This window comes from Paraburkholderia steynii (assembly GCF_900100565.1).
In the GTDB taxonomy this organism is placed as follows: domain Bacteria; phylum Pseudomonadota; class Gammaproteobacteria; order Burkholderiales; family Burkholderiaceae; genus Paraburkholderia; species Paraburkholderia terrae.
In genome coordinates, this window is the sequence record NZ_FNDI01000063.1 from 1 (window position 1) to 20,474 (window position 20,474).

Sequence of the window (20,474 nt, forward strand, 5' to 3'; positions counted from 1 at the left end):
CAGGTTTGACCGGAGGTTCCTAACACCGTCTAGTGGTCACGATGGATTTGAGGCACGCTCTGTTCACGGCAATGCGTTCATACAGATATTGAAGAGCGATTCAATAACTGCCGAGTCAACACAAAGTCTATACGACGCCTGGATAGTTTCGTGCGCCAAATCACCGCCCCCTTATCACGTGGTGAAACCGGGACGGATTATCGTTTCATGTCTTCAGAGTTTGGGGAATGGAGACGTAGTCTATCGTTATAAATTGCTTGGATCAGACGTCGGAGTAACACTCTTGATGCGCTATCCCGAATCGGAAAAACAGCAATGGGACAGCGTAGTCGCAAACATCCAAAGGTCTCTAAAACTCACTGACTAGCGAATCAAGTACTGCGTAGTCGATCACGTGGCATACCGAATGCGTTTCGTTGAACCGGTTGTGAATCACGTGAGGTTCCTTCTGTCGACGCGACTGTGTGCTACCCAGATCGCCGAATTGTCGCTGAAGCGCAGCGTGCTCCTCGCGCACAGCCAGCAGTCCCTTAGGCTCGTCGGCGGAGAGAGTGACGTTGATTCGGCATGTCGCTTAGACCGGCACGCCAGGGCACGTCGGACACCATTGAGTAGACGTCGCTGATAGCGCGCCCGCGAGAAGCTGCACCGCCTATCGAGTCAACATTCATAGGTAACCTAATCGCTGTACATAATAACAAAAAGGTTCATGGCTCCAAGACACCGTCGTGTCCGACTCCCGCGACGGCCCGAAGCAACGGCGGGTGACGGGCCACGGTCAAGCCCGTGTAGACATCGAGGTATCGCAGCGCCATCGTCCTGGAGGTGAAGCGAATTTCGAACTGATCCCGCACTCTGCTACGCGAAAGACCATCGAGTTGCGCCACTGCGCGCACTGCTTCGGCTACATCGCCCACAATGTATCCGGTCACGCCGTGCTCAACCACTTCCGCTGTCGAACCGCGATTGAACGCGATAACGGGCGTGCCACACGCCATCGCCTCGATCATCGCCAGACCGAAGGGTTCGGGCCAGTCAATGGGAAACAACAGCGCACGGGCGCCCGACAGGAACGCGGGTTTCTCGGCCTCATTTATCTCGCCGAGGAAGTCGACGTGAGGCTGCGCCAGCAGCGGCTCGATCACGCTGCGGAAATAGGCTTCGTCAGCCTTGTCCACTTTCGCGGCAATCTTGAGAAGCATACCGGCCCGGGCAGCAATTTCGATAGCCAGATCAGCGCGCTTTTCCGGACTGATCCGGCCCAAGAAGGCCAGATACGTTGGCTGCACGTGCGGCAGCGGCGTCAGCAGCGACGCTGGCACCCCGTGGGGGATCGTATCAAGCCAGTTTGCGCCGGGAAGCGGCGCCCGCTGCGACCCGGAGATTGACACTACCGGTGCCTCGGAAAATACATCGAACACTGGCCGCAGTTCCGGCAAATCGAGACGGCCGTGCAATGTGGTCAGGAAGGGTGTACCAAGCTGCGAGAAGACCGGGAACGGCAAGTAGCTGAGATGGAAATGCAGTATGTCAAAGTCGGGAGCTTTGCGACGAACCTGTTCAAGCATCACGAGGTGCGGCGCAAGCGGATCGCAAACTGACGGATCGGAACGTAGCGACTGCGGCCAAGCTACCTCGAGGTGTGCCCGGGTGCGCGAGTCGCCACTCGCGAACAACGTGACATCATGGCCGAGGTCGATCAGGGCTTCCGTCAGATACGAAACTACTCTTTCTGTTCCTCCATAAAGCGCAGGCGGTACTGCCTCGTCTAAAGGCGCGATCTGTGCGATACGCATTGGGCGACTCCGTTGCAAACCGATATCGGCGAGCACGCGGGCCACAAGGCAAACCTAACGCTGTTTTCTCTCATAACCCTGCGTACGTCCGCGACGCCAGTGCCTTGGCGAACGTGCTCGAATCCAGCATGCGGCGTTCCCAAACCGTAAATGTTTCATGAGCGCGCTCGGCGCGGCTATCGGTGCGCCACTGCTCGCCCCTCTTTCCAAACCGCATCCGTTGCAGGGCTTTGGCCTTGGCTCGGGGGGCTGGATGATTGTTACAACGGTACTCGCAGTTTTCGTTGGCCCGTACCCGCCGTCCAACTCGCTGCGTTGCCATGGCCTTCGCGAAACAGTCGCTCGTGTGCCCGCCGCGGAAGCGTCGGTGCACATCACGGGCTACGGTGCTTTTTGCGCCGGCAGCCACGTCGGCTTGAGACGTGCTGGTGAAAGGCTGCAACCCCGGTTTCGGGCCGAGCGGCGCGTTCGACGAAGCAGCAATGGCTGGCCGCTTGGAGCGCAGGACGTTATCCCGCACGATCGCAACTTGAAAAGTGTTCGCAATAGATCGCCCATAGCACAGAACCCTGTCACGATAAATGCCTCGCCGAAGCGTCGCTTACCTGGGCACGTTATCGACCCGAGCGACATGCTGCGTGTCAGAGATTGGGCGTGAATGCCTCGTGCGACTTATGGGAGACGCCGCGCTTGAGTGTTCGCGCCACCGCGTACATTGTGCTTAGGCGTTCCACTCCGAGACGTTGTGTCAAAGTCCCGCCGAAGCCGCTTAAAAAGTCATACGTAGCGGCGCCTGAGAATCCGTCAAAATCAAATGTCAGCTTGCGGCGGATAGCCTCCTGGATCGCGGACCATATCAAAAGGCTGATCGCTCCGCCAGGAGACCCCTGCGCGCGCGAAGAGAGAAGATAGTACATGCTGTCGCAATCCCAGACGAGGCCGATGACGCCGGCTAGCCTGCCCCCTCGATCATATGCGCCCAGAAGATGCCCCGCTCTCCTGTCAACAAATGCATTCACGAGTTCGCGCATGACGACGGTGCCATACGCGTTGGTTCGCGACCGCGACGCGAGATTCGCTTCGTAGAATCGAAGAAACTCCCTCGGTGCTTCGACTGGACGCACAGTCAAGGTCGTCGCTGCATTCCGGACGACGTTGCGTGTCTTGCTGCTCATGCGCACCCACACCTCAGGCGCCGTGCAATCCGGACCGATATGAAACGTGTACCGTGCTGAAACGGTGAAGCCGCGCAGCGCAAAAGCAAGCGCATCTTTCACGCGGTGGTCGAAGACCTGGAAAAAACTGTCGAAACGCGGCAACTGTTCAATCAGGCGCGTTGTGACGTGCATGCGATGCCGGAATTCACGCACGGGATCGGCCCCAATCGGCTTGATGACAGGGCCCAGCGTTCGCGTCAGCGGCGGCAGACGCGAGACGCGCCACACGCCCTTGCGGGCGAGATAGTAAGGCATTTCACCCAGCAACTGGTTGCCGTGCATGACGGTCGCCATTCCCCAGTCGCCGCCCGTCGCAATGTCGAGCCACCAGCGCTCGTGGAAAATGGAATAGGCTGGGGTTGCCGCCTGCCTCGACGAAGAAAGCGTTTCAGGTGTCCGCGCAGGTGGACAGTCTGTGGAGCGCTCTGAATACAGCTGTGAGAAATGTCCGATTGCCATAACCATGTCCCTGCGTGCATAGCCGAAACGAGTGCGCAAATTCCGCGCCCAAACTGTTTCGTCTGCATCCGCCGCATATAACCGGTTTAGGCGCCCATGAGATGCGGAGCAAAAGCACTCCGGGTCGCGCCACGGTCCGTGCACAACGCTTTTGTGCGGCCTCGACAGCGATCTGCGCTCTATTCGGCTAGGGGTGCCGGCGTGCCTTCACCGGACCCGTTCGCGCAGAGCGCCGTGCAAGAAGTGCATGCGCGACCGCAGGGCAGACATGACTGACCTGACCAGTCGACGTCGCACCCGCGATATCTGGAAGAACAACAATGAGAATTCCCTGAGCCGACCACGAGAGGTGAGCACCACAACCGGCGTCCTGTGACGTGTTTCGCGATTCACCCAGTGAGTCTTGTATTCGTTGTACAAAGGCCGCATATCAAAGTCTCGACCGTTGGCGTGGGCCCACCTGGCAACGAATTCGGTCAGCAGATTGCCTACGGAGTAGCGGTTGTATGTTTCGTCATACGTGAAAATCCAATACTCGAGGACGCGTGGCCCGACAAGGTTGATCGAAGCGCAAATCGGCACACCATCCATCTTCACGAAGGTAACCAGTGGCACCGTTGACAGGTCTGTCTGGCTAGCAAGCGCAACGAAGAAGTCCCGGACTTCGTCTTCCATCAGGTACTTCGTATTCAGACCGCGATTAAGCGCCCATTGCCGCTTGTTCGCAAACAGCCAGTCCACGACTGCGACGGCATCGTCGAGAGTCGTGCACCATCCAAATTCGGCGCTGCCCATAGCACTGAGTCCCTTCCCATAACGTCGCAGGTTCCTTCGAAGCGATTGTGACAAGGTGCCCAGAAAGTCTTCCCATCGTGCGAATGCGCGCAAGCCTACCGAATATCCAGGCAGCACGTTCAATCGCTCCGGCAACAGCTTTTGCACCCACGACTGCGGCGCCGCCCGAAGCGCCTGCTGCAACAGACTGCCATCCTCGACGAACGGAATCTCCAGAACGTCCGCCGGAACCTGCATGACGGCGCGAATGCTTTCTGCAACGACGGATGCCGTCGCCCGTTCTTTGATAAGCGGCCCGCCGTACTCTTCGTGATTGCCGCAGGTCAATACTGTCGCGACGCGCAGAATACCTTTCCGGTTAATCGCAAGCGGCCATAGCGCCAGCAAGGTATCGTGGTCGTAGATCATGACGACAGCAACGACTGCGCCCGTGGCGATCGCACGTTTCGCTGCAAGTTCGCAGTACTGATAGGTGAGGCATGGAGTGTGGTCTTCGGACGCGGCTTGCAATGCTTGCCATTGAAGGCGGAGAGTTTCGAAAGACTCGGGTGTCTCGACGATGTGAACGGCGTATCGCCACAGCGTCACGCCGTGCGCTGCGGATAAATCGGCTGAGGCCTGAAAACCCATCTTACGGCGCCCCCTGGCGATCTGGCTTTTCCGGGCTGCCATTGACTCGTGCCACTATATAAAGCCCAGATGAGCGCCCACGATTTTTTTCCCCGCTGCAAATGAACCGCGCATATGGCTCAAAACCGGGTGCGCGCGCGCAGGCAAGGCAGTCCGACCGATGCTTTCAATCCTAACAGTCGGGGTCGCGCGAGTCCCTCGGGAATAGCCCCGATTCTTCGGACGGTTGAGAGGCCAAAGGCGACGTTACGAAGCTCGCAGGGGTTGAATGCGCATCCCGCGGCTTTACTCGTGCAACGGAAAAGCGCTATCTACTTCCGAATACTTCCGAAACTGGTGCGACGGTCTTCCGACGCCGCTAGCAGACATGCAAGACGGGCCCTATCCCAGTTTTGCAGTGCTTCTGCGTGCAGGGGTCCATGACGATCCAGCAGAATTCATTGCAAGATTTGCATGGGGCCGACTATCTTCGAAGGCGGATATCCGGGAATCCGGACACCGTCGACGGATTCGCGGAGATGCCATCGGGGCCGCCCCTAGCCCATGTGCTTCAAGAGCGCTTTCACGGCAACGGGCGGCGTCATCGAACGCGCGTGCAATGCCGTCGCCCTCGAGCTGGTTAGTGGGACTTCCCGCACGGATGCGGCCAAGACTTCTAGCAGCGATTGGTTCGACAACCGATCGTGTCGCTACCCACGATCTCGAACTCGATCTCGGCGACGCTGACGAACCCAAGGGTATCGGGGCGTTACCGCGCCTCGGCCATCATGGTCGCTCGGTTATACAACGGCGATGCCTGGCTGACTTTGGTTGAGTTCGTTGGCGTTGCATTTCGTCTCGCCTGCTTACCGTTTGTCACGACATAAGGGTCAACGTTGGCGAGTCGATGAACGTTTACACAGCCAGCACTGTCCAGTGCAGTGCACTTCCAAGGGAGGAAACCATGAAGAAGATCGTCGCAGCACTCGCATCCGTACTGCTCGTTACCACGGCACTCGCACAGACCACTGCGCCCTCGGACGCTGGCAAGGCACAGATGAAGGCAAATAGCGAGAAGAGTGAAGCACAGGCTACGGCCAATAAAAAGAAGGCTGAAGCTCAGAGCGACGCCGACAAGGCTCAGGCGTCAGCGAATGAGGACAAGGCTTCGGCTCAGGCCGACGCTGACAAGAAGGCCGCGAAGATGGAAAAGGCAACAACGCCGAAAGAAGCATCTGACGCACGCGGGGACGCCATGAAGGCGCAGGCCCGGGCCGACAAGAAAAAGCACGCTGCGCAGGCCAAAGCAGACAAGAAGAAACATGAAGCTGCCCAGGATGCAAACGTGGCTCAGGCGAAAGCCGACAAAGAGAAGGTCGAGGCACAAGGCGATGCAAACAAAAAGGCCGCCGACGCCAAGGTTGACGCCGCGAAAAAGCAGTAAACCCGGCGTTTGCCTGTAGTGGTCTGGAGCAGGTCAACACGCAACACAAAGTGAACCGTGATCCGCTCCGTGGGCGAGACCCCGTTCTCGCCCTTTTCTTCTTCTCCCGAAGCGCACGTCCGCATATCCCAAGTCCGTACGCCCTCTTGACGTGATCACACCCTCGCGTGAATGGCCACCGCCGAAGAGCAATTCTCACGTTCAGAAGTTGAAAATGGCTAGAGTTCAATCCTGCGGACGCCGTACTGCGCCGGAACGGGTAGTTCGGGCAACGAAGCCGGTCAATCCGGAAATCATTGTGCAACCGGCTGGCCCAGTGCTTCTGGACAACGAAGCGCAGTAGTCGTGTCTATCTCAACCGCGTTCAAGCGTTCAGATTCCCTCGACGCGCCCGGCCGTGAGTACGGGTCCGGTGGGTTGCCCGGTTGGCGATCCCCCTTGCGGTTCGAGGGACACCGCGAGCGTGGTCTGTGCGCCGAGCGCATCAAGATACTGCGTGACCGGTCCGAAGCCGAGGACACGCTTCAGGACGTGTACGTCACAGCCTGGAACCAGGCGGCCACGCTGCAACGACCGACGTCAATCCCGTCCAGCGCCAGAACGACAGGCTGTTCCATAGCCCCGCGCGGCGGCCCGTCTGCGTCCAGCCTAGCTGCAATCTGAAGATCGATTCCTTAATTCGCCCCGGTTACGAGAGCGACGGGTTAGTCGTGCATAGCAATCGCGTTATCGTAATGCGCTCGCGTGTCTGCAAGCCATGCTCATTCCGTGCCGCTCGATCAGCGAACCCCAGCCGCCCATGCTTCGGCATCAGCGCCTGCCGGGTTGCGCATTGGGTATGACGGATCCGTCGCCGCGCGCCACACGGACTCGGCGACGTCCTGTGCCCGGGTGATTGACGAAGAAGTATCCTGCAGCCCCGCGACAACTTTGCTGGCAAGATCGGCGTAGGCCGCGTGGTCGAAGCCGTGTATGCGGGCCCGCGTGTTCTCGCCAAACCTGGTGTCGGGGGCGTGCCCCGGCAGCACCAGTCGAACACGCACGTGGAACGGCTCGACCATTCGCCACGAAGCGCTCAGGCGCCTTGATCGCCGTGAGCATGCCAATCGTCGCACTCACCGAGTGACCTACAAAAATAACCGACCTGGTCGCCAGTCCTTCGACGATGTCCAGTACGTCATCCGCGTAACCGTGCAGGGACGCGTATCGGGCGGTTATAGGCGGACAGGCGTTCATAGGACCGCCGATGACCGGGTTAGAGCCGATTGTGGTATGGATGCTGCTGATGGCCCCATCATTGACCACCTCACTCCGACAAACGAGTCATCGCGAGCCCCCCCGTTTCCGTGTATCAGCTAGTAGCCGCTCCAAGGCACTCACATTCACTGGCTTGACAAGATGATGATCGATACCGGCATCCTTCGATTGGCGCCGATCCTCCTCTTGCCCCCAGCCGGTTAGTGCGATCAAGGTAACGTCGTGAAAGTCGGGCTTTTCGCGGACGCGGCGCGCGACTTCGTAGCCGTCCATTCCAGGCATGCCGATGTCCAGCAACACTACGTCGGCCCGATATGTGTCGAGTGCTGCTAGCGCCGCCGGACCATCGCGTACGACGCAAACGTCAGCGCCGTACAACTTGAGCAGCATGCCAAGACTGTCGGCTGCATCGTGATTATCGTCAACAACGAGAATGCGGTGACCGCACAACGCATCTGACGGTCGTGGCTGCTGGTCGAGTTCACGTGGCTGGCGGTTCTGAATCGATACGGGCAGCCGCACCTGAAACTCGCTGCCTTTACCCACGCCTTCGCTCCGCGCCTCAACGCTGCCACCGTGCATTTCCACGAGCGTGCGCACGAGCGTCAGGCCGACACCGAGCCCACCTTGGGCTCGGTTGTAGCTGCGCTCCGCCTGGGTGAAGAGGTCAAATATCCGCCCCAGCATCGCTTGCGGGATGCCCATGCCGTTGTCTCGTACCGTCACAATTGCTTCCGCGCGGTCGCGGCGAGCGGTCAGCAAAATCTGCCCTCCCGGGTCCGTGTACTTCGCGGCGTTATTGAGCAGATTCGCGATCACCTGTGCGATTCGGACGGGGTCAGCGTGAAGTACCAACGATTCGTGAGGCAAGCTGATGGTCAGCTGGTGGCCAGCTGCATCGATGAGCGCACGGCTCGTCTCCACGGCGCTGTGGAGCACGGTTGCAAGATCCACTGGCTCCCTGCGCAGTTCGATTTTGCCACTCGCAATGCGTGAGACCTCCAGCAGGTCGTCAATCAGCCGGACCATCTGATTAACCTGTCGCTCGAGCATCCCATGGATCTGTTCCGCGGCTTTATTGTCTGCTCCGGAAAGACGGAGGATTTGCAGGCCGTTGCGGATTGGGGCCATCGGATTGCGCAACTCGTGCGCGAGCGTCGCAATAAACTCATCCTTACGCCGATCAGCTTCCCTGAGCGCGTGCTCCGCCCGCTTGAGTTGCGTAGTGTCCTGCACGATACAGCAAGCTCCTATGATGTCGCCCGAATCGTTTTGCAGTGGAGCTGCACTAACGCGCATCCAGTATTCGCGCCCTTCATCATCCGTATAAAGCATTTCCATCCCAGGCATCACCGTCTCGCCGCCCAATGCCCGTATACACGGCCAGCTCTCTGGCGCACTCAGGTTCCCATCCTTGTCCCACACACGCCAATGCGAGTCGCGATCCGGCCGCCTCGATGGAATGGATGTGGGCATATATTGTTTCATCAAGGTGTTGTTCAGTGTCCAGACACCCGTCGCATCCATCACCCCGACACCAGCCGGCAGTTGTTCGATGATCGTCATCAGGCGCTTTTCGCTCGCGCGCAGCGCCTCGTTTGCCTGCGCCCGTTCGATCAGGTCAGCCGCTTGCCGCGCAAGGATATCGAACGCGTGAAACTCATGCTCTGAAGGCTCGCGAGCGTCGTACCAGTAAGTTGAAATGGTCCCGACCATCGCACCAGCCCGGGAGTACAGCGGCGTCGTCTGGGCCGCACGAATGCCCAGCTTGCGACACACAGCGAGTTCGTCACTGCCTGCCATGGTGCTGCATTGTTCGGTGTCGGGTACAACAATGCGATGCCCGTTAGATAGAGCTGATCCGCACATTGTTGCCGACTCGAGATCGACCTGCTCCCATTGCTTCGCAGCATCCTTTGCAAATCCACGATAACCAAGCAACTCGAGTGCCTTGCTACCATCGACACGTCCTCGCAAGATGTGCATGGTGGCGCATGGCGAATGCATGAGACGCGCAGCAGCATCGATGATCTTGTCGTAAAGCACGTCGACTTGCTGCTCCCCGATGAGTTCGTTGCTGAGCTCATGCAGGAGACGGCTTTCCGCAAGGTCGTTCTCAAGCCGTCGCCGACTTTCGCGCTCAATTTCCAGCTTTTCCTTACGTAGGGAATCAAGCTCGGCAAGAAGGCTCTGGCTAGTATTGCCCAATTCGGATGCGGGATCGTCAAGCAGGCACTGGCCCAGTTCGCGGTGCGTTACTAGAAGATGTTGAATGTCTTCCTCGAACTTGAGTTCCGGATGAAGCTCCGTCCAGAAATGCGCAGTGCGTATGAATGCGAGGAGGAGCAGGAAATTTTCCGTTTGTGCCGGCCCGAGCGCACGGCGTAACGCATCTGAGCATGCCGACTCGGCCGAAGTACGCAAGAACATATGGGTCGCGCAAGCAAACATCGCCCATTCGAGCTCCGAATCCGGCTGTGGCATCACCGAAAGTGGCTCCTTTAACGAGGAGCATCGTTCGATGCAGGTCTGCAGTGACCCGGCGAGCGGCACCGGCCTTCGCACGAGGCGAAGGATCTCCTCTACAGACTGAGGAATGCAACAGGCGTCGCCGGCCACGCGCCCCAATCCGACCAGAAAGCCGACGTGTCGGACGATGCAGTAGCGCACTTCGCAGAATCGGGACAACCAGACGAACAGCCGTTCCTTGAAGAGTGATGGCAGCGGATTGTCGAGATAGCCGAAACACGCGAATCCCCATAGTTTTGCGGTGATGTCCGGATTCTCTGGCGTTAAACGAAAGAAATTCGGTAACACGCCAAAACGTTGACGCACTTCGTCGACCAGACTCATGGTGGTCATCCTCCGGGTTCGGTTCGACCCCACCGGCGACTGCTCACTGAGTGTCGCACCTGCAGAGGCGGAAACTGCCTATCTGGGTCCGAGTAACTCTATTCCGAAATTTTATGTCGAAGCAAACACAATGCCACAGCGTTGTGTGGCGGGCGTCTCGGGGTCGTATCGCGTGGCGTACAGATTCACGCCTTCATCGTGCGCGACGGGCACGCCCGTCATGACCGATCTGATGTCGGCGGGAATGAGCAGCCAGCCGTTCTTCGAACACGATACGTTCGTCAGGCAACAACCCCGACACGCTTTACGCGGACCGCGACGGCATCGGCTGCGTCGGTGAAGGTCACGCCGGCGCAGTTCGTCACTGTCTTCAACAAGGTCAAGTTGATCAACCCAGACGGCACCGCGCCACAGTCGCCGTTCGCCAAACCCACGCGTTTGAAGATCAATTCAGGGACGGTCGCGGTACTGGTGGAAGACAACGTCTGAGGCACGAACACGCACGCGTCCTTCCATTCACAATAGTGGAAGCACCGGCCCGATGTGTTTTCAGACGCTGCAGTCGGCCGCGACGAACGCGCGTTTGCCAGGGTCAGCGAGATGCGGAAGCCGGGCGACTGCGGGAGGTCCGGAACCCTGTGTCACAGGTCAGTTGTCCGCGTCAGCAGGAGGCTCCTCCGACAGCCAGTTGCGCACTTCGGGACGTACGCTGAAAGTTGGTGCATCCGTCCATGCCTCGAGCCACGATCGCCAGGTTGTCCATTGGTCGTCGTCCATGACGAACTCCTCATAGCGTAAGCCACACGGCGTTTCACTAACAAGGATGTAGGAGACGGCATGACCGTTCCAGTAAGCGACCAGGTTGTCAGTCAGGTCCGCTGTCACGCCGGCGCCATGGTCGTGCAGAACCTTCCCGATCTTTTCTTCAAACTCGTTACGGGTTAGCGCCATCATCGTCCTCTCTGTGTCAAGCGAGCACCGTCAGGGGCTGAGTCAGACGGGAATACGTCTCTCCATGTGGGCACCAAACCTCCGCGCGCCTGAAGATTCGATGCAAGCCGCCGAGCAATGCCTATGCCAGAGCCCGGCGCGCCCCCATTGCCCCAGCGGGTACATGCAGCTGCGGTTGCAAGGGACACAAATTACCTACCCTGACGATGAACAATCTCTTCCGGCAGTTGGCCCGACGCGCTGCATCCACTGGCTACCGTCCTCCGTATAAGAAAGCGCAACTCGCCACACATGTACCGAGGAGGTAATCATGAAGTTCATGCTGACGTTCACCTGGGCATCCGACGCCCGCATTCGCGACGAAGCCATCGAGCGGTTCCGGAAGACAGGCGGTCTTCCGCCGACGGGCGTCACGTTGCTCGGGAGATGGACCCGGGCGGACCTGAGCCGCGGTTTTGATCTGCTCGAAGCCGAAGACCTGAGGAAGGTAACTGAGTTCGCCTACATGTGGAGCGACCTGATGAAGCTGGACATCACGCCCGTCGTCGAGGACGACGATCTGAACGCCGTTTTCCAGGCTGTCGCCAGGTAGTGCGCAGACCGGACTCGATATAACTCATGCGATGCCCGAGTGCGGTGCTTCGGAACGTGTAACAAATAATGGGTGTACTCGTGACGATAGAAGTCGTACAGAAATATGATCTTCTGCCGGGCGTTGACCCGCAGGCCTATGCTGAGCTGATGAAGAAAGTGGTCGCCGCCTTGCTGCGGGCCCCCGGCCTCGTCGAGATCAATGCCAGGCGAAATCTGCTGGGATCGCCTCAGGTGCGGGCGACGAGCGTATGGCGGCGTCTTGCCGATTGGGAAGCCGCGCGGGAACATGAAGAACTCGTGGCATTGGAGGTCGAGTCCCGCCGCCATGTCTCGAACATGAGCGTCGAAATCTGGGAGCCATCGCCTCTGCTCACCGAGCCTCTTCGTCCAGAGCGCTAGACGGCTGCTCCCCACGGTGGCAGAGCGAGCCTGCACGGATGCCTGCCACCCGTGACGACAATGCGATAAATGTCCAATACCGCGCCGTGAGTATAGGCTCCCGGATCGACGCTGGAGGTCGCGATGGATCGCCGTCATTTTCTGCAGTCATCCACGTTCTTCACGATTGCCGCGGCAACCGGTACGATCCCGGCGTGCCGGGCCACGCCGGACATGGGAGCGTTGACGGACAAGGGCCACTATGTGTTTGCGCAAGGCGTTGCAAGTGGCGATCCCCGGGACGAGTCGATCGTGTTCTGGACTCGCTGCGTCCCCGCGCAAGGTGATGGAAAGGCTGTGTCGTTGCGGCTTGAAGTATCGACCCAGCCGGACTTCGCGCGGCCTGTCGCCACTGTGCCGTTGCGTGCGTTGCGCACTCACGACTTTACGGTCCGCGCGAAGGTCACAGGTTTGCATCCGAAGACCGCGTACTACTACCGATTCGTGGCTGGCAGCGATATCAGCCCCACCGGTGTGTCCCGTACCGCGCCGGGTCCCACCGATGCCAACACCCGGGTGCGCTTTGCCTGGCTCACCTGTCAGGACTGGAGCGTCAATCATTGGCAGGCGATGACGCTAATGGCCGACGAGACCGATCTCGATTTCGTCGTGCATGTTGGCGACTACATTTATGAGGCAGTTGGCTTGCGTACTGCCGATCCGGTGGAACGGGCGCACCCGCCGCTAAAGCTGCCTGACGGGCAGCCGATGCCGGGAGGAGGCATCTACGCCGACTCGCTCGATGACTACCGCACGCTCTATCGAACCTATCGGACCGACCCGCGACTGCAGGCGGTGCATCACCGGTTTCCGATGATCGCAATCTGGGACGACCATGAATTCTCAGACGATTGCTGGCAGGATCACCAGGTCTACACGAACGAAGAGAAGCGCGAAACGCAGCGTCGGCGCAATGCCACCCAGGCATGGGCGGAATACATGCCCGTCGATTGGAGCGACGTCAGATTCGCGGGCGAAAACAGCACATACGACAATATCCGCATTTACCGCGACTTCCACTTTGGTTCGCTGATGCATCTGGTCATGACAGATGAACGGCTTTATCGCGACGGCCATGTGGTCAGCGCAGCCGCGATAGCACAGGCCCGCGGCAACGACCCGATTCATGGCGATGACGCGGCGGGTTCGCGGTACTTCGTCGAACGAGGTGTCCTGCAACGCTTCGAGACACTCGACACCGCCCAGTTCGGCCGCCCGCCTTCGATGCTTGGCCCTGTCCAGACACAATGGTGGAAAGACACGCTCAAGGCATCCCCGGCGACCTGGAAGGTATGGGGCAATGAAGTCATGCTGAACCGGCTATGGGTGAACCTGCCTTCGGGCGGCAGCGGCCAGAACAAGAACCTGGTAGTCAACTGCGATTCGTGGGACGGCTATCCGGCACACAAACGTGAGTTGCTCGACTGGCTGAGACAGGAGTCGATTCGCAATGTCGTTGCGATCACGGGCGATCTGCACGCGTTTCAATGCGGCGTCGTGCGGAATGAACCGGATCTTTTGAAGGGCGAGCCCGTGCTAGTCGACTTTGTTTGCGCGGGGATCAGCAGCACGTCTTTCTATACGTATATCAAGGCGGCGTGGAAAGGGACACCACTCGCGCCGCTGGTTGCCACGCCAGCAGCGCTGGACGACCTTCTTAAAGCCAACAACCCGGACCTTCGATATGTCGATCACGACGCCCAGGGATATGCATCGGCGACGCTGACACCGGAGCGCTTTGTGGTTGTATTCAATAAAGTGAAGCGGGTCGACAGTCACGGGATGGCACCGGCGGATCCACTGCTTCAGCGTACCCGATTGACCGTGTTAAAGGATACTGCTGACGTGCGGATCGGATAGTTTGCGGACGATCGGCAGGCTGACACTGTGCGGCGCAGCAGCACATGACGAAGAGTTTATCGGCAGTATCTATTGTTGCGAGCGCAACTGCAGTCCACTGCAATCGATGGGGCGGGCACTGGTCCCCTAACCTGCAGTCTGCACTGCTTGGCAACATACTATTCAAACTGCGATTACCCGCAAGACGTGCGGCAAATTCGTTGCGAAAACAGGCTTATTGTTCGCTGACCCACCCGTCCTCCGTCTGGACAAGCGGCATCCGCAGGGGCGCACGCCCCGCTCCAGTGATAAGCTTGCCCATGTCGGGATACGCCTTCTGGACTGCCGGCTGCCTGACCCATTCGGGCTGTTCTTCAAGGCGATACTGGTAAGTCACAATCGTCTCGGTCACGCCCGCAGTCGACCTGGGGGTTGTCCACCCGACAATCTTGTCGAGCGCCAGCCGACCGTAGCAAAGGCAACCTTTGTCGTCGATAAACTTCTTGCCAGCGTCAGTTTTTTCGAAGCGCTTTCCGGGCACTCGAACACTGCCTACCTTCACCGTTGTATCCGTTTCGACGAGTACGCCCGCGCGCGAGAGAGCCTCGAGGCCGTCCGGTCCACCGGAAACCCCTTGCAGTGCTTCTATCTTCGCAACCGGGTACTCTACTGGCAGGTCGTCAATGCGGTAGCACTGGGCGTCGCTGCGCTCAAGCGCGGCGGATACGGCCCGGGCAAAGTTTTCGGTTGTTGCTTCCTTTTTGCCAGACGAGCAGGCCGAGAGAGCAAGACAAACGCCGACGAATCCGGTCGCAAGGATATGTCGTTTGACCATGGGTTTCATGCGTTCGTGACTGTCGCAAGAATGATACGTCAAACGGGTATATTCCGGTGCGTCGCATGCGGCCACTAGACGCTGCCAGTCCTCCACCCTGCGAGGCAGACATGGCCATCAATATCCGAGCGACCCTAGCCCGAGTCGTCAGGGTCACCTGAGCCGGTACCCCGCGCCGCGCACTGTTACGATCTGCTCCGCGCCGATCTTGCTTTGCAAGCCATGCACATACGTTTCAACCTTATCGCTGCCGCACGCCTCGCTCGGGCCATCCAGTCTCTCCCTGACTTCCGAGCGCGTCAGAACGCGCTTCGGTTCCTCGATCAGCGCCTGCAGCAAGTCAAACTCTTGCGGCGCGAGCACAAGCGGCTCCCCTTTAAGCGTCGCTTCCCGCGTAGCCGGGCGCAACGACAGATCGCCGTGCGCATACACAAGGCCAATCTGCCTGGTGTAGCGGCGCAATGATGCGCGCACTTGCGCAGCGAGTTCGTCGATCCCGAAAGGTTCGACAAGATAATCGACCTTCTCGAGCCCGGACATGCGGCACTCTCCTGCATCCCGCTCGGTGAGAACGAGCACTGGCATGCTGCAACTGCGCACACGGCGGCGTAGCCCGATGCCGACAGTTTCCAGAAGGCCATCATCGACCAGAAGCAGATCGTAGCTTTCGTGGTCGAGCAACGATTTGGCTTCGGGTCCATTACGCGCCCAGTCGATCGCATAGCCCGCTTCATGCATCATAGCCACGATAGGCTCGCCAATCATTTCATCATCTTCGATCAGCAACAAACGCATGGCACTATCGCTCCCTGGACCGCATCATTGTCGGGAACTCCAGCTTAAGGCCACCTTAAGCGTCGCTTCACCCAGACGCGTCACGCCGGAGCTGGAATATCTTCAGGCAAAGTCGACAGCTCATTTGCCCTACCGGCAGGCGACGAACATGCTCAAGGAATTGCTACCGCTGGACAAGGGCATCTCGTCGAGTGGCATCCGGGATCGGATTCTTGACCGATGGCAGCCGCGGTGGCAACAGAGTCAGATCCATGAATCGCGAGTGCGTGCTGAACTGCGAGGCCACTGAACCCGGCAGTAGTGTGTTCATTCATGCCCTCACTGCCATCCATCCTGGCGAAGAACTGTTTATCGACTACAGCCTCGTGGCTGACGGCGAGATCACCGACGACATCTGCACACAGTATGCGTGCCACTGCGGCTCTGCCTTATGCCGTCACTCCATGTTGACCGAGGCGACCGCTGGCTGGCTTTTGATCTCAATCCGGGTCCGGGATTGCCCACTCCGCTCGACGGTGGTTCGGCCGGACCGTCAACGAAAGGGTGGGTGCCGCCGGCTAACTATTCGCCGTGCGGAGCCCCGGGCGCAGGCTGAAGCAGCCAGCAAGAGTCTTACGTCTTCGCCGTCGATGGGCATCAAGTCGACATAGTGATCACCGGCTTGAGATGACCATCCTGGATCATTTCCATTTCGATTTAATTAGGCATCCAGATAAAATCGCTGCTGATCTGATTTGTGTCAAATCATAGGCAAGGGCAGGTGCATAATGGTGCCGACGGAGTGAATCGTGCGACGCCTGAAGCAACGATGCCCGAGCCGGCTACGGGAACAGGATCGAGAGATAATCCCGCCTGCTATTGAGAATCCGCAGCACGTCGATCCGGTCGCCGGCCTCGACGACACGATAGAAAATCTGGTAGTTACCATGCACCCGATGCCGGATCCCACGTTCCTCGTAGCGCGGAATGAGCGGGAAAAGCAGCGGCGTGTCGGCCAGCGTCATGCATGCTCGTTCCAGTTCTTCCACAAACATCTCGGCGCGCTTCGGGCTACCCTTGTGCGCGATAAAATCGCCGATTTCTTCGAGGTCAAACTCAGCGTCATCCGTGATATCGACGAACATCAATTCCCGTCCGACATTGCACGATATTTGGCCTTGAGCCGACCGAACACTTCCTGCGCCGGTTTGCGACGGCCCTCGTCAGCATTCGCGATTGAGCGCTCGAGGCTGGCGTCCAGCGCAGCAAGCTGCGCCTCGCGATCCTGAATGAGCCTAACACCTTCACGCAGGACTTCGCTTTTCGAGCCGTAGCGGCCAGTCTCAACCAACGCGGCAACGTAGCTCTCAAGCTGTTTCCCAAGGTCTGCACTGATCATGTTTGCGCCTCCAATCTGGATGCGTCCATGTTAGCGCAGTTATTAACAGTTATCAAACCGGCCCGACCTGTTTCTAGCTGCCACGCAAGGCACGTCGAGCCTGCATTCGTTTTGAGCCGAAGCTCGACTCGATCGCGTCCGGGGTTTGCCTTGTCGTTTCCTAGCGCATTGCAGCAAATCCGCGTGCAATCAAACCCTTACAGGCATTTCCGCCTGGGTTATCCACAAGCTCATCCACTTTTTCTGTGCATAACTTTCATCGAAGTGTCATGTGATAGGAAGAAAACCCCGTCGAATTAAGGAGGTGCAAACGTTCGGTCGATGGGGATAACCTCGAAAGCCCGGCTCCTCCAGCCTCCGACAGAAACATCACGTTTCCGCTGGTTACGGCTCCGGAATCCACACCATGGGCTATTGGCCCCGTTGCGTTCGGCGCATGCCGCAATCGCGACAACGCGGTGGAAGAGCGACAGCAGCGATTGATCGTGCGCGGTTGCGAAAGGATCGGCGCGAGCATGCGGCCCTTGTGGACCGGTCGTCGTGAGCCGGGACAAGCCGCGTCGCGCGCGCCATAAGTCGAAAGTGGACGACCATGGTAGATGGTAGCCAATGCCCGGCATTAGTTGACTAGTCGCGGCAGCGTCTGGCGAACCGAGGTCTATCTGCGGCTCATCAACTGCTCCAAGGCGCGACGTGGACCCGGCGTTGAGTGATTCTCGTTGCCCAGCACAAGCTCGAAAGATTGCGCGTGCGCGGCGACCGGCAAATATCGATGATCATGTCCCGTGCTGGGTATCATGCGCGGCCAGGCGAACACGCTCCATGAACGATAACCACGAACAGCGCGATCCAGGGTGACCAGGTGCGGGGACTCGTAGGAGCGTCATGGTCCGACGGTCGCTGTCAGTGGCTCAAACCGGCGAATTGAGGCAGGAATGCCCGGGAGCTCGTGGTTTTGACAGCGCACCGATTCGGCGACACTCTCCGGCGGCTACGGTCGATCGCCTTATGGACCGTCGCGCTTCCTGAACTGGCCCGAGATTCAGGAACCTGGTCATCGGTCGTGCCGACGTTTTTTGATACAGTGCCGACCGGGCCCGCAGCCGTTGAAGGACCGGCCAGGTCGGGGCGGTAGCGAGACGGGCTGCCCCCGGGGCCGGGTCATGGACGTCGCCGGCGCACGGCCCGACATCCGTCAAAAACATCAAGAAGGCAAAGCGCGTGATTCCGGTCCGCTCCCCATCTGGCCGCCTGCTGGCGCGCCTTGGCTCACCCCGTGCGGTGATTGGCGGCGCTCTGGCGACTGCGTTCGCCATGCTGACCGTGTGTGCTGTGCTCCTCTATGACGGACGGCAGGACGCGCTCGAGCATGCCCGCGACGCGTCACGCAATACGCTGTTAGTCATCGAGCGGGACATCCTGCGTAACGTCGAACTCATTGACCTATCGCTGCAGGCCGTTGTCGATGGCGTCAGACAGCCAGAGGTAATGGCGCTGCCGGCGCGGCTACGCGATGCGGTACTGTTCGACCGCGCCACAACCGCGAAGGATCTCGGCTCCATGCTGGTCCTGGATGCCGCCGGAAACGTGCTGATCGATTCCCGTTCCGAGGTGCCGCCCCACGTGAATCTGGCCGACCGGCGCTATTTTACACTGCATCGCGACAACCCGGCCGCGGGCCTCTACATCAGCGCACCGCTGGTGTCGCGGATCCGCAAGGGCGACCCAATCATTGTGCTGAGCCGGCGCATCAACAATCCGGACGGCTCCTTTCGGGGCGTGGCGGTCGGCACCCTCCGGCTCGAATACTTCCGCAGGCTGCAGTCGGGGCTGAAGCTCGGGCCCCGCGGCACGATGGCGCTGATCCATACGGATGGGCACCTGATCATGCGCGCGCCCTACGACCCGCAGGTCATCGGGCGAGACCTGACGGGCACCGGACCGTTCTCGAAAATGATCGCCCAGCCCGAGGGCTCGTTTGCAGACCGGGCCTCCATCGATGGCATCCGCCGCGTCTATGAATTCCGGCACCTGCCGGGCCTGCCCCTGATTGTCGAGGTTGCACCGGCCGAACCGGACATCTACGCCGCGTGGTGGGAGCGGGCAATCCGGCTCGGCACGCTCATGGCAGCGTTCGCCCTGACCTTTGTCGGCGTGTCCGTGCTGCTTGCGTCGTCACTGGCACGCAGGGCGAAAGCCGAACTGATGCTGACGATGCTCTCGCGCACCGACAGCCTGACCGGCCTGCACAACCGCCGCGCGCTCGACGAGCTGCTCGACCGTGAATGGCGCCGGGCCAGTCGCGTGGGCGAGTCGCTGTCGATCCTCTTTGTCGATATCGATCACTTCAAGCTCTACAACGACACCTATGGTCACCAGGCGGGGGACGACACGCTCGCCACGGTGGCCAGGTGCATTTCCGAAAACATCCGGCGGCCGGGCGACAGCGCGGCTCGCTATGGCGGTGAGGAATTCGTGATTGTGCTGCCCCACACCGACGCAGCGGGCGCCCTGGCGGTCGCCGAAGCGATCCGCAAGGCCATTGCGCGGCTGGGTATTGAACACGCGTCCGCCGCCTTGGGGCATGTCACAGTGAGCATTGGTGCCGCGACCTGGCAGGGGCAGGTCGCCGATACTGTGGCGTCAGTCATCAGGGCCGCCGACGAAGCCCTGTACAGCGCGAAGGCGGCCGGGCGGAACAAGACTTTCGGCACGATTCTCGCTTGATCTCAGGGCGCTGCAGCGGTCCGGCCGCGCGAACGGGGAGCGTGGGCCTGGTATCGCTGCATCGCATGCACTCACCGTGACGACTGTCAGTGCGTGATCTGTCGCGATGAGCGTATCGACATAGGCTGCTCGCGAGGCTGGCGCCTCAGCGTGCTGCTTGCCGCAGGCACGCCAGACACGACCGGCAGCAACCGGTCGGGACAGTGACTTATACACCTTCCGGCAACGTTGTTGACGCCAGAAATTCGCGCACACCGAGTAACTTTAAAAACTTTCCGGGGGCGCAACTGGGTATAAGGTTTGTCGCTCAAAATCCCGTAACTCTGCTGCGGGACCTGTGCGGCTGAGCGAAGCCGCGGACAAACAACCCTGGCTTCCAACAGCGGGATCTTCTTACAAGCGTTAACAAAATGAGTTCTGCAGTTTTCGCCAGCAGATGATGCAGCAGGCGATTTTCATGAAGGCTTCGTGGATAAATGCAAGGCGT

At 59.5% G+C, this 20,474-nt stretch carries 16 protein-coding genes and 2 pseudogenes; 7 read left to right on the forward strand and 11 right to left on the reverse strand.

Annotated features, from left to right (window positions below; all coding sequences use genetic code 11):
• Nucleotides 1–707: 707 nt before the first annotated feature.
• From BLT65_RS45485 to BLT65_RS45500, 3 genes are all read right to left on the reverse strand, one after another.
• Nucleotides 708–1,796 (reverse strand): glycosyltransferase family 4 protein, encoded by a 1,089-nt coding sequence (locus BLT65_RS45485; protein ID WP_091790614.1) that lies wholly within the window; start codon nt 1,794–1,796, stop codon nt 708–710.
• Nucleotides 1,797–2,437: 641 nt separating this feature from the next.
• Nucleotides 2,438–3,472 carry a GNAT family N-acetyltransferase gene (locus BLT65_RS45495; protein ID WP_244187107.1) on the reverse strand — a complete coding sequence of 345 codons (1,035 nt, stop codon included), beginning with the start codon at nt 3,470–3,472 and terminating at the stop codon, nt 2,438–2,440.
• A 207-nt stretch (nt 3,473–3,679) separates the two neighbouring features.
• The gene (locus tag BLT65_RS45500; RefSeq protein ID WP_244187109.1) at nt 3,680–4,939 is read right to left on the reverse strand and encodes a GNAT family N-acetyltransferase; all 1,260 of its coding nucleotides are present in this window, start codon (nt 4,937–4,939) and stop codon (nt 3,680–3,682) included.
• 901 nt (nt 4,940–5,840) lie between these two features.
• Between BLT65_RS45500 and BLT65_RS45505 the strand changes: the two genes are divergently transcribed.
• Nucleotides 5,841–6,320 carry a hypothetical protein gene (locus BLT65_RS45505; RefSeq protein WP_042305797.1) on the forward strand — a complete coding sequence of 160 codons (480 nt, stop codon included), beginning with the start codon at nt 5,841–5,843 and terminating at the stop codon, nt 6,318–6,320.
• A gap of 779 nt (nt 6,321–7,099) precedes the next feature.
• Here BLT65_RS45505 and BLT65_RS48330 read toward each other — a convergent pair.
• Together BLT65_RS48330 and BLT65_RS45525 are read right to left on the reverse strand one after the other, a co-directional pair.
• Nucleotides 7,100–7,378, reverse strand: a pseudogene (locus BLT65_RS48330) (short-chain dehydrogenase/reductase); the annotation flags it as partial.
• Nucleotides 7,379–7,643: 265 nt separating this feature from the next.
• Nucleotides 7,644–10,430 (reverse strand): hybrid sensor histidine kinase/response regulator, encoded by a 2,787-nt coding sequence (locus BLT65_RS45525; RefSeq protein ID WP_167306672.1) that lies wholly within the window; start codon nt 10,428–10,430, stop codon nt 7,644–7,646.
• A 336-nt stretch (nt 10,431–10,766) separates the two neighbouring features.
• On the opposite strand from BLT65_RS45525, the gene BLT65_RS47575 reads away from it, so the two are divergent.
• On the forward strand, nt 10,767–10,919 hold the full coding sequence (locus BLT65_RS47575; protein WP_167306673.1) for a hypothetical protein: 153 nt from the start codon (nt 10,767–10,769) through the stop codon (nt 10,917–10,919).
• A 159-nt stretch (nt 10,920–11,078) separates the two neighbouring features.
• Here BLT65_RS47575 and BLT65_RS45530 read toward each other — a convergent pair whose 3' ends face one another.
• Nucleotides 11,079–11,384, reverse strand: coding sequence for a hypothetical protein (locus tag BLT65_RS45530; RefSeq protein WP_233446736.1), 306 nt, complete (start codon nt 11,382–11,384; stop codon nt 11,079–11,081).
• 307 nt (nt 11,385–11,691) lie between these two features.
• Here BLT65_RS45530 and BLT65_RS45535 point away from each other — a divergent pair, with 307 nt between their 5' ends.
• From BLT65_RS45535 to BLT65_RS45545, 3 genes are all read left to right on the forward strand, one after another.
• Entirely contained in the window at nt 11,692–11,973 is a 282-nt protein-coding gene (locus BLT65_RS45535; protein ID WP_091790618.1) for a DUF3303 domain-containing protein, read from the forward strand.
• Between the two features lie 68 nt (nt 11,974–12,041).
• Nucleotides 12,042–12,374, forward strand: coding sequence for an antibiotic biosynthesis monooxygenase (locus BLT65_RS45540; protein ID WP_091790619.1), 333 nt, complete (start codon nt 12,042–12,044; stop codon nt 12,372–12,374).
• Nucleotides 12,375–12,497: 123 nt separating this feature from the next.
• Nucleotides 12,498–14,273: an alkaline phosphatase D family protein gene (locus BLT65_RS45545; RefSeq protein ID WP_091790620.1), complete on the forward strand. Its 1,776-nt coding sequence runs from the start codon at nt 12,498–12,500 to the stop codon at nt 14,271–14,273.
• A gap of 214 nt (nt 14,274–14,487) precedes the next feature.
• On the opposite strand, the gene BLT65_RS45550 is transcribed toward BLT65_RS45545, so the two are convergent.
• Both BLT65_RS45550 and BLT65_RS45555 read right to left on the reverse strand, forming a co-directional pair.
• Nucleotides 14,488–15,096, reverse strand: a complete 609-nt coding sequence (locus BLT65_RS45550; protein ID WP_143036726.1) for a hypothetical protein — start codon at nt 15,094–15,096, stop codon at nt 14,488–14,490.
• Nucleotides 15,097–15,240: 144 nt separating this feature from the next.
• The gene (locus BLT65_RS45555) at nt 15,241–15,882 is read right to left on the reverse strand and encodes a winged helix-turn-helix domain-containing protein (protein WP_091790622.1); all 642 of its coding nucleotides are present in this window, start codon (nt 15,880–15,882) and stop codon (nt 15,241–15,243) included.
• A 191-nt stretch (nt 15,883–16,073) separates the two neighbouring features.
• Between BLT65_RS45555 and BLT65_RS48870 the strand changes: the two genes are divergently transcribed.
• Nucleotides 16,074–16,532, forward strand: a complete 459-nt coding sequence (locus tag BLT65_RS48870) for an SET domain-containing protein-lysine N-methyltransferase (RefSeq protein WP_425273219.1) — start codon at nt 16,074–16,076, stop codon at nt 16,530–16,532.
• A gap of 171 nt (nt 16,533–16,703) precedes the next feature.
• Here BLT65_RS48870 and BLT65_RS45565 read toward each other — a convergent pair whose 3' ends face one another.
• Together BLT65_RS45565 and BLT65_RS45570 are read right to left on the reverse strand one after the other, a co-directional pair.
• Entirely contained in the window at nt 16,704–17,006 is a 303-nt protein-coding gene (locus BLT65_RS45565; RefSeq protein ID WP_091790624.1) for a type II toxin-antitoxin system RelE/ParE family toxin, read from the reverse strand.
• Complete coding sequence (locus BLT65_RS45570) at nt 17,006–17,260, reverse strand: type II toxin-antitoxin system ParD family antitoxin (RefSeq protein WP_091790625.1); 255 nt, start codon at nt 17,258–17,260, stop codon at nt 17,006–17,008. The genes BLT65_RS45565 and BLT65_RS45570 overlap by 1 nt, the downstream gene beginning before the upstream one ends.
• A gap of 1,221 nt (nt 17,261–18,481) precedes the next feature.
• On the opposite strand from BLT65_RS45570, the gene BLT65_RS45575 reads away from it, so the two are divergent.
• Nucleotides 18,482–19,987 carry a GGDEF domain-containing protein gene (locus BLT65_RS45575; RefSeq protein WP_244187111.1) on the forward strand — a complete coding sequence of 502 codons (1,506 nt, stop codon included), beginning with the start codon at nt 18,482–18,484 and terminating at the stop codon, nt 19,985–19,987.
• A gap of 402 nt (nt 19,988–20,389) precedes the next feature.
• Here BLT65_RS45575 and BLT65_RS47760 read toward each other — a convergent pair.
• Nucleotides 20,390–20,474: pseudogene (locus BLT65_RS47760) on the reverse strand (IS5/IS1182 family transposase); the annotation flags it as partial.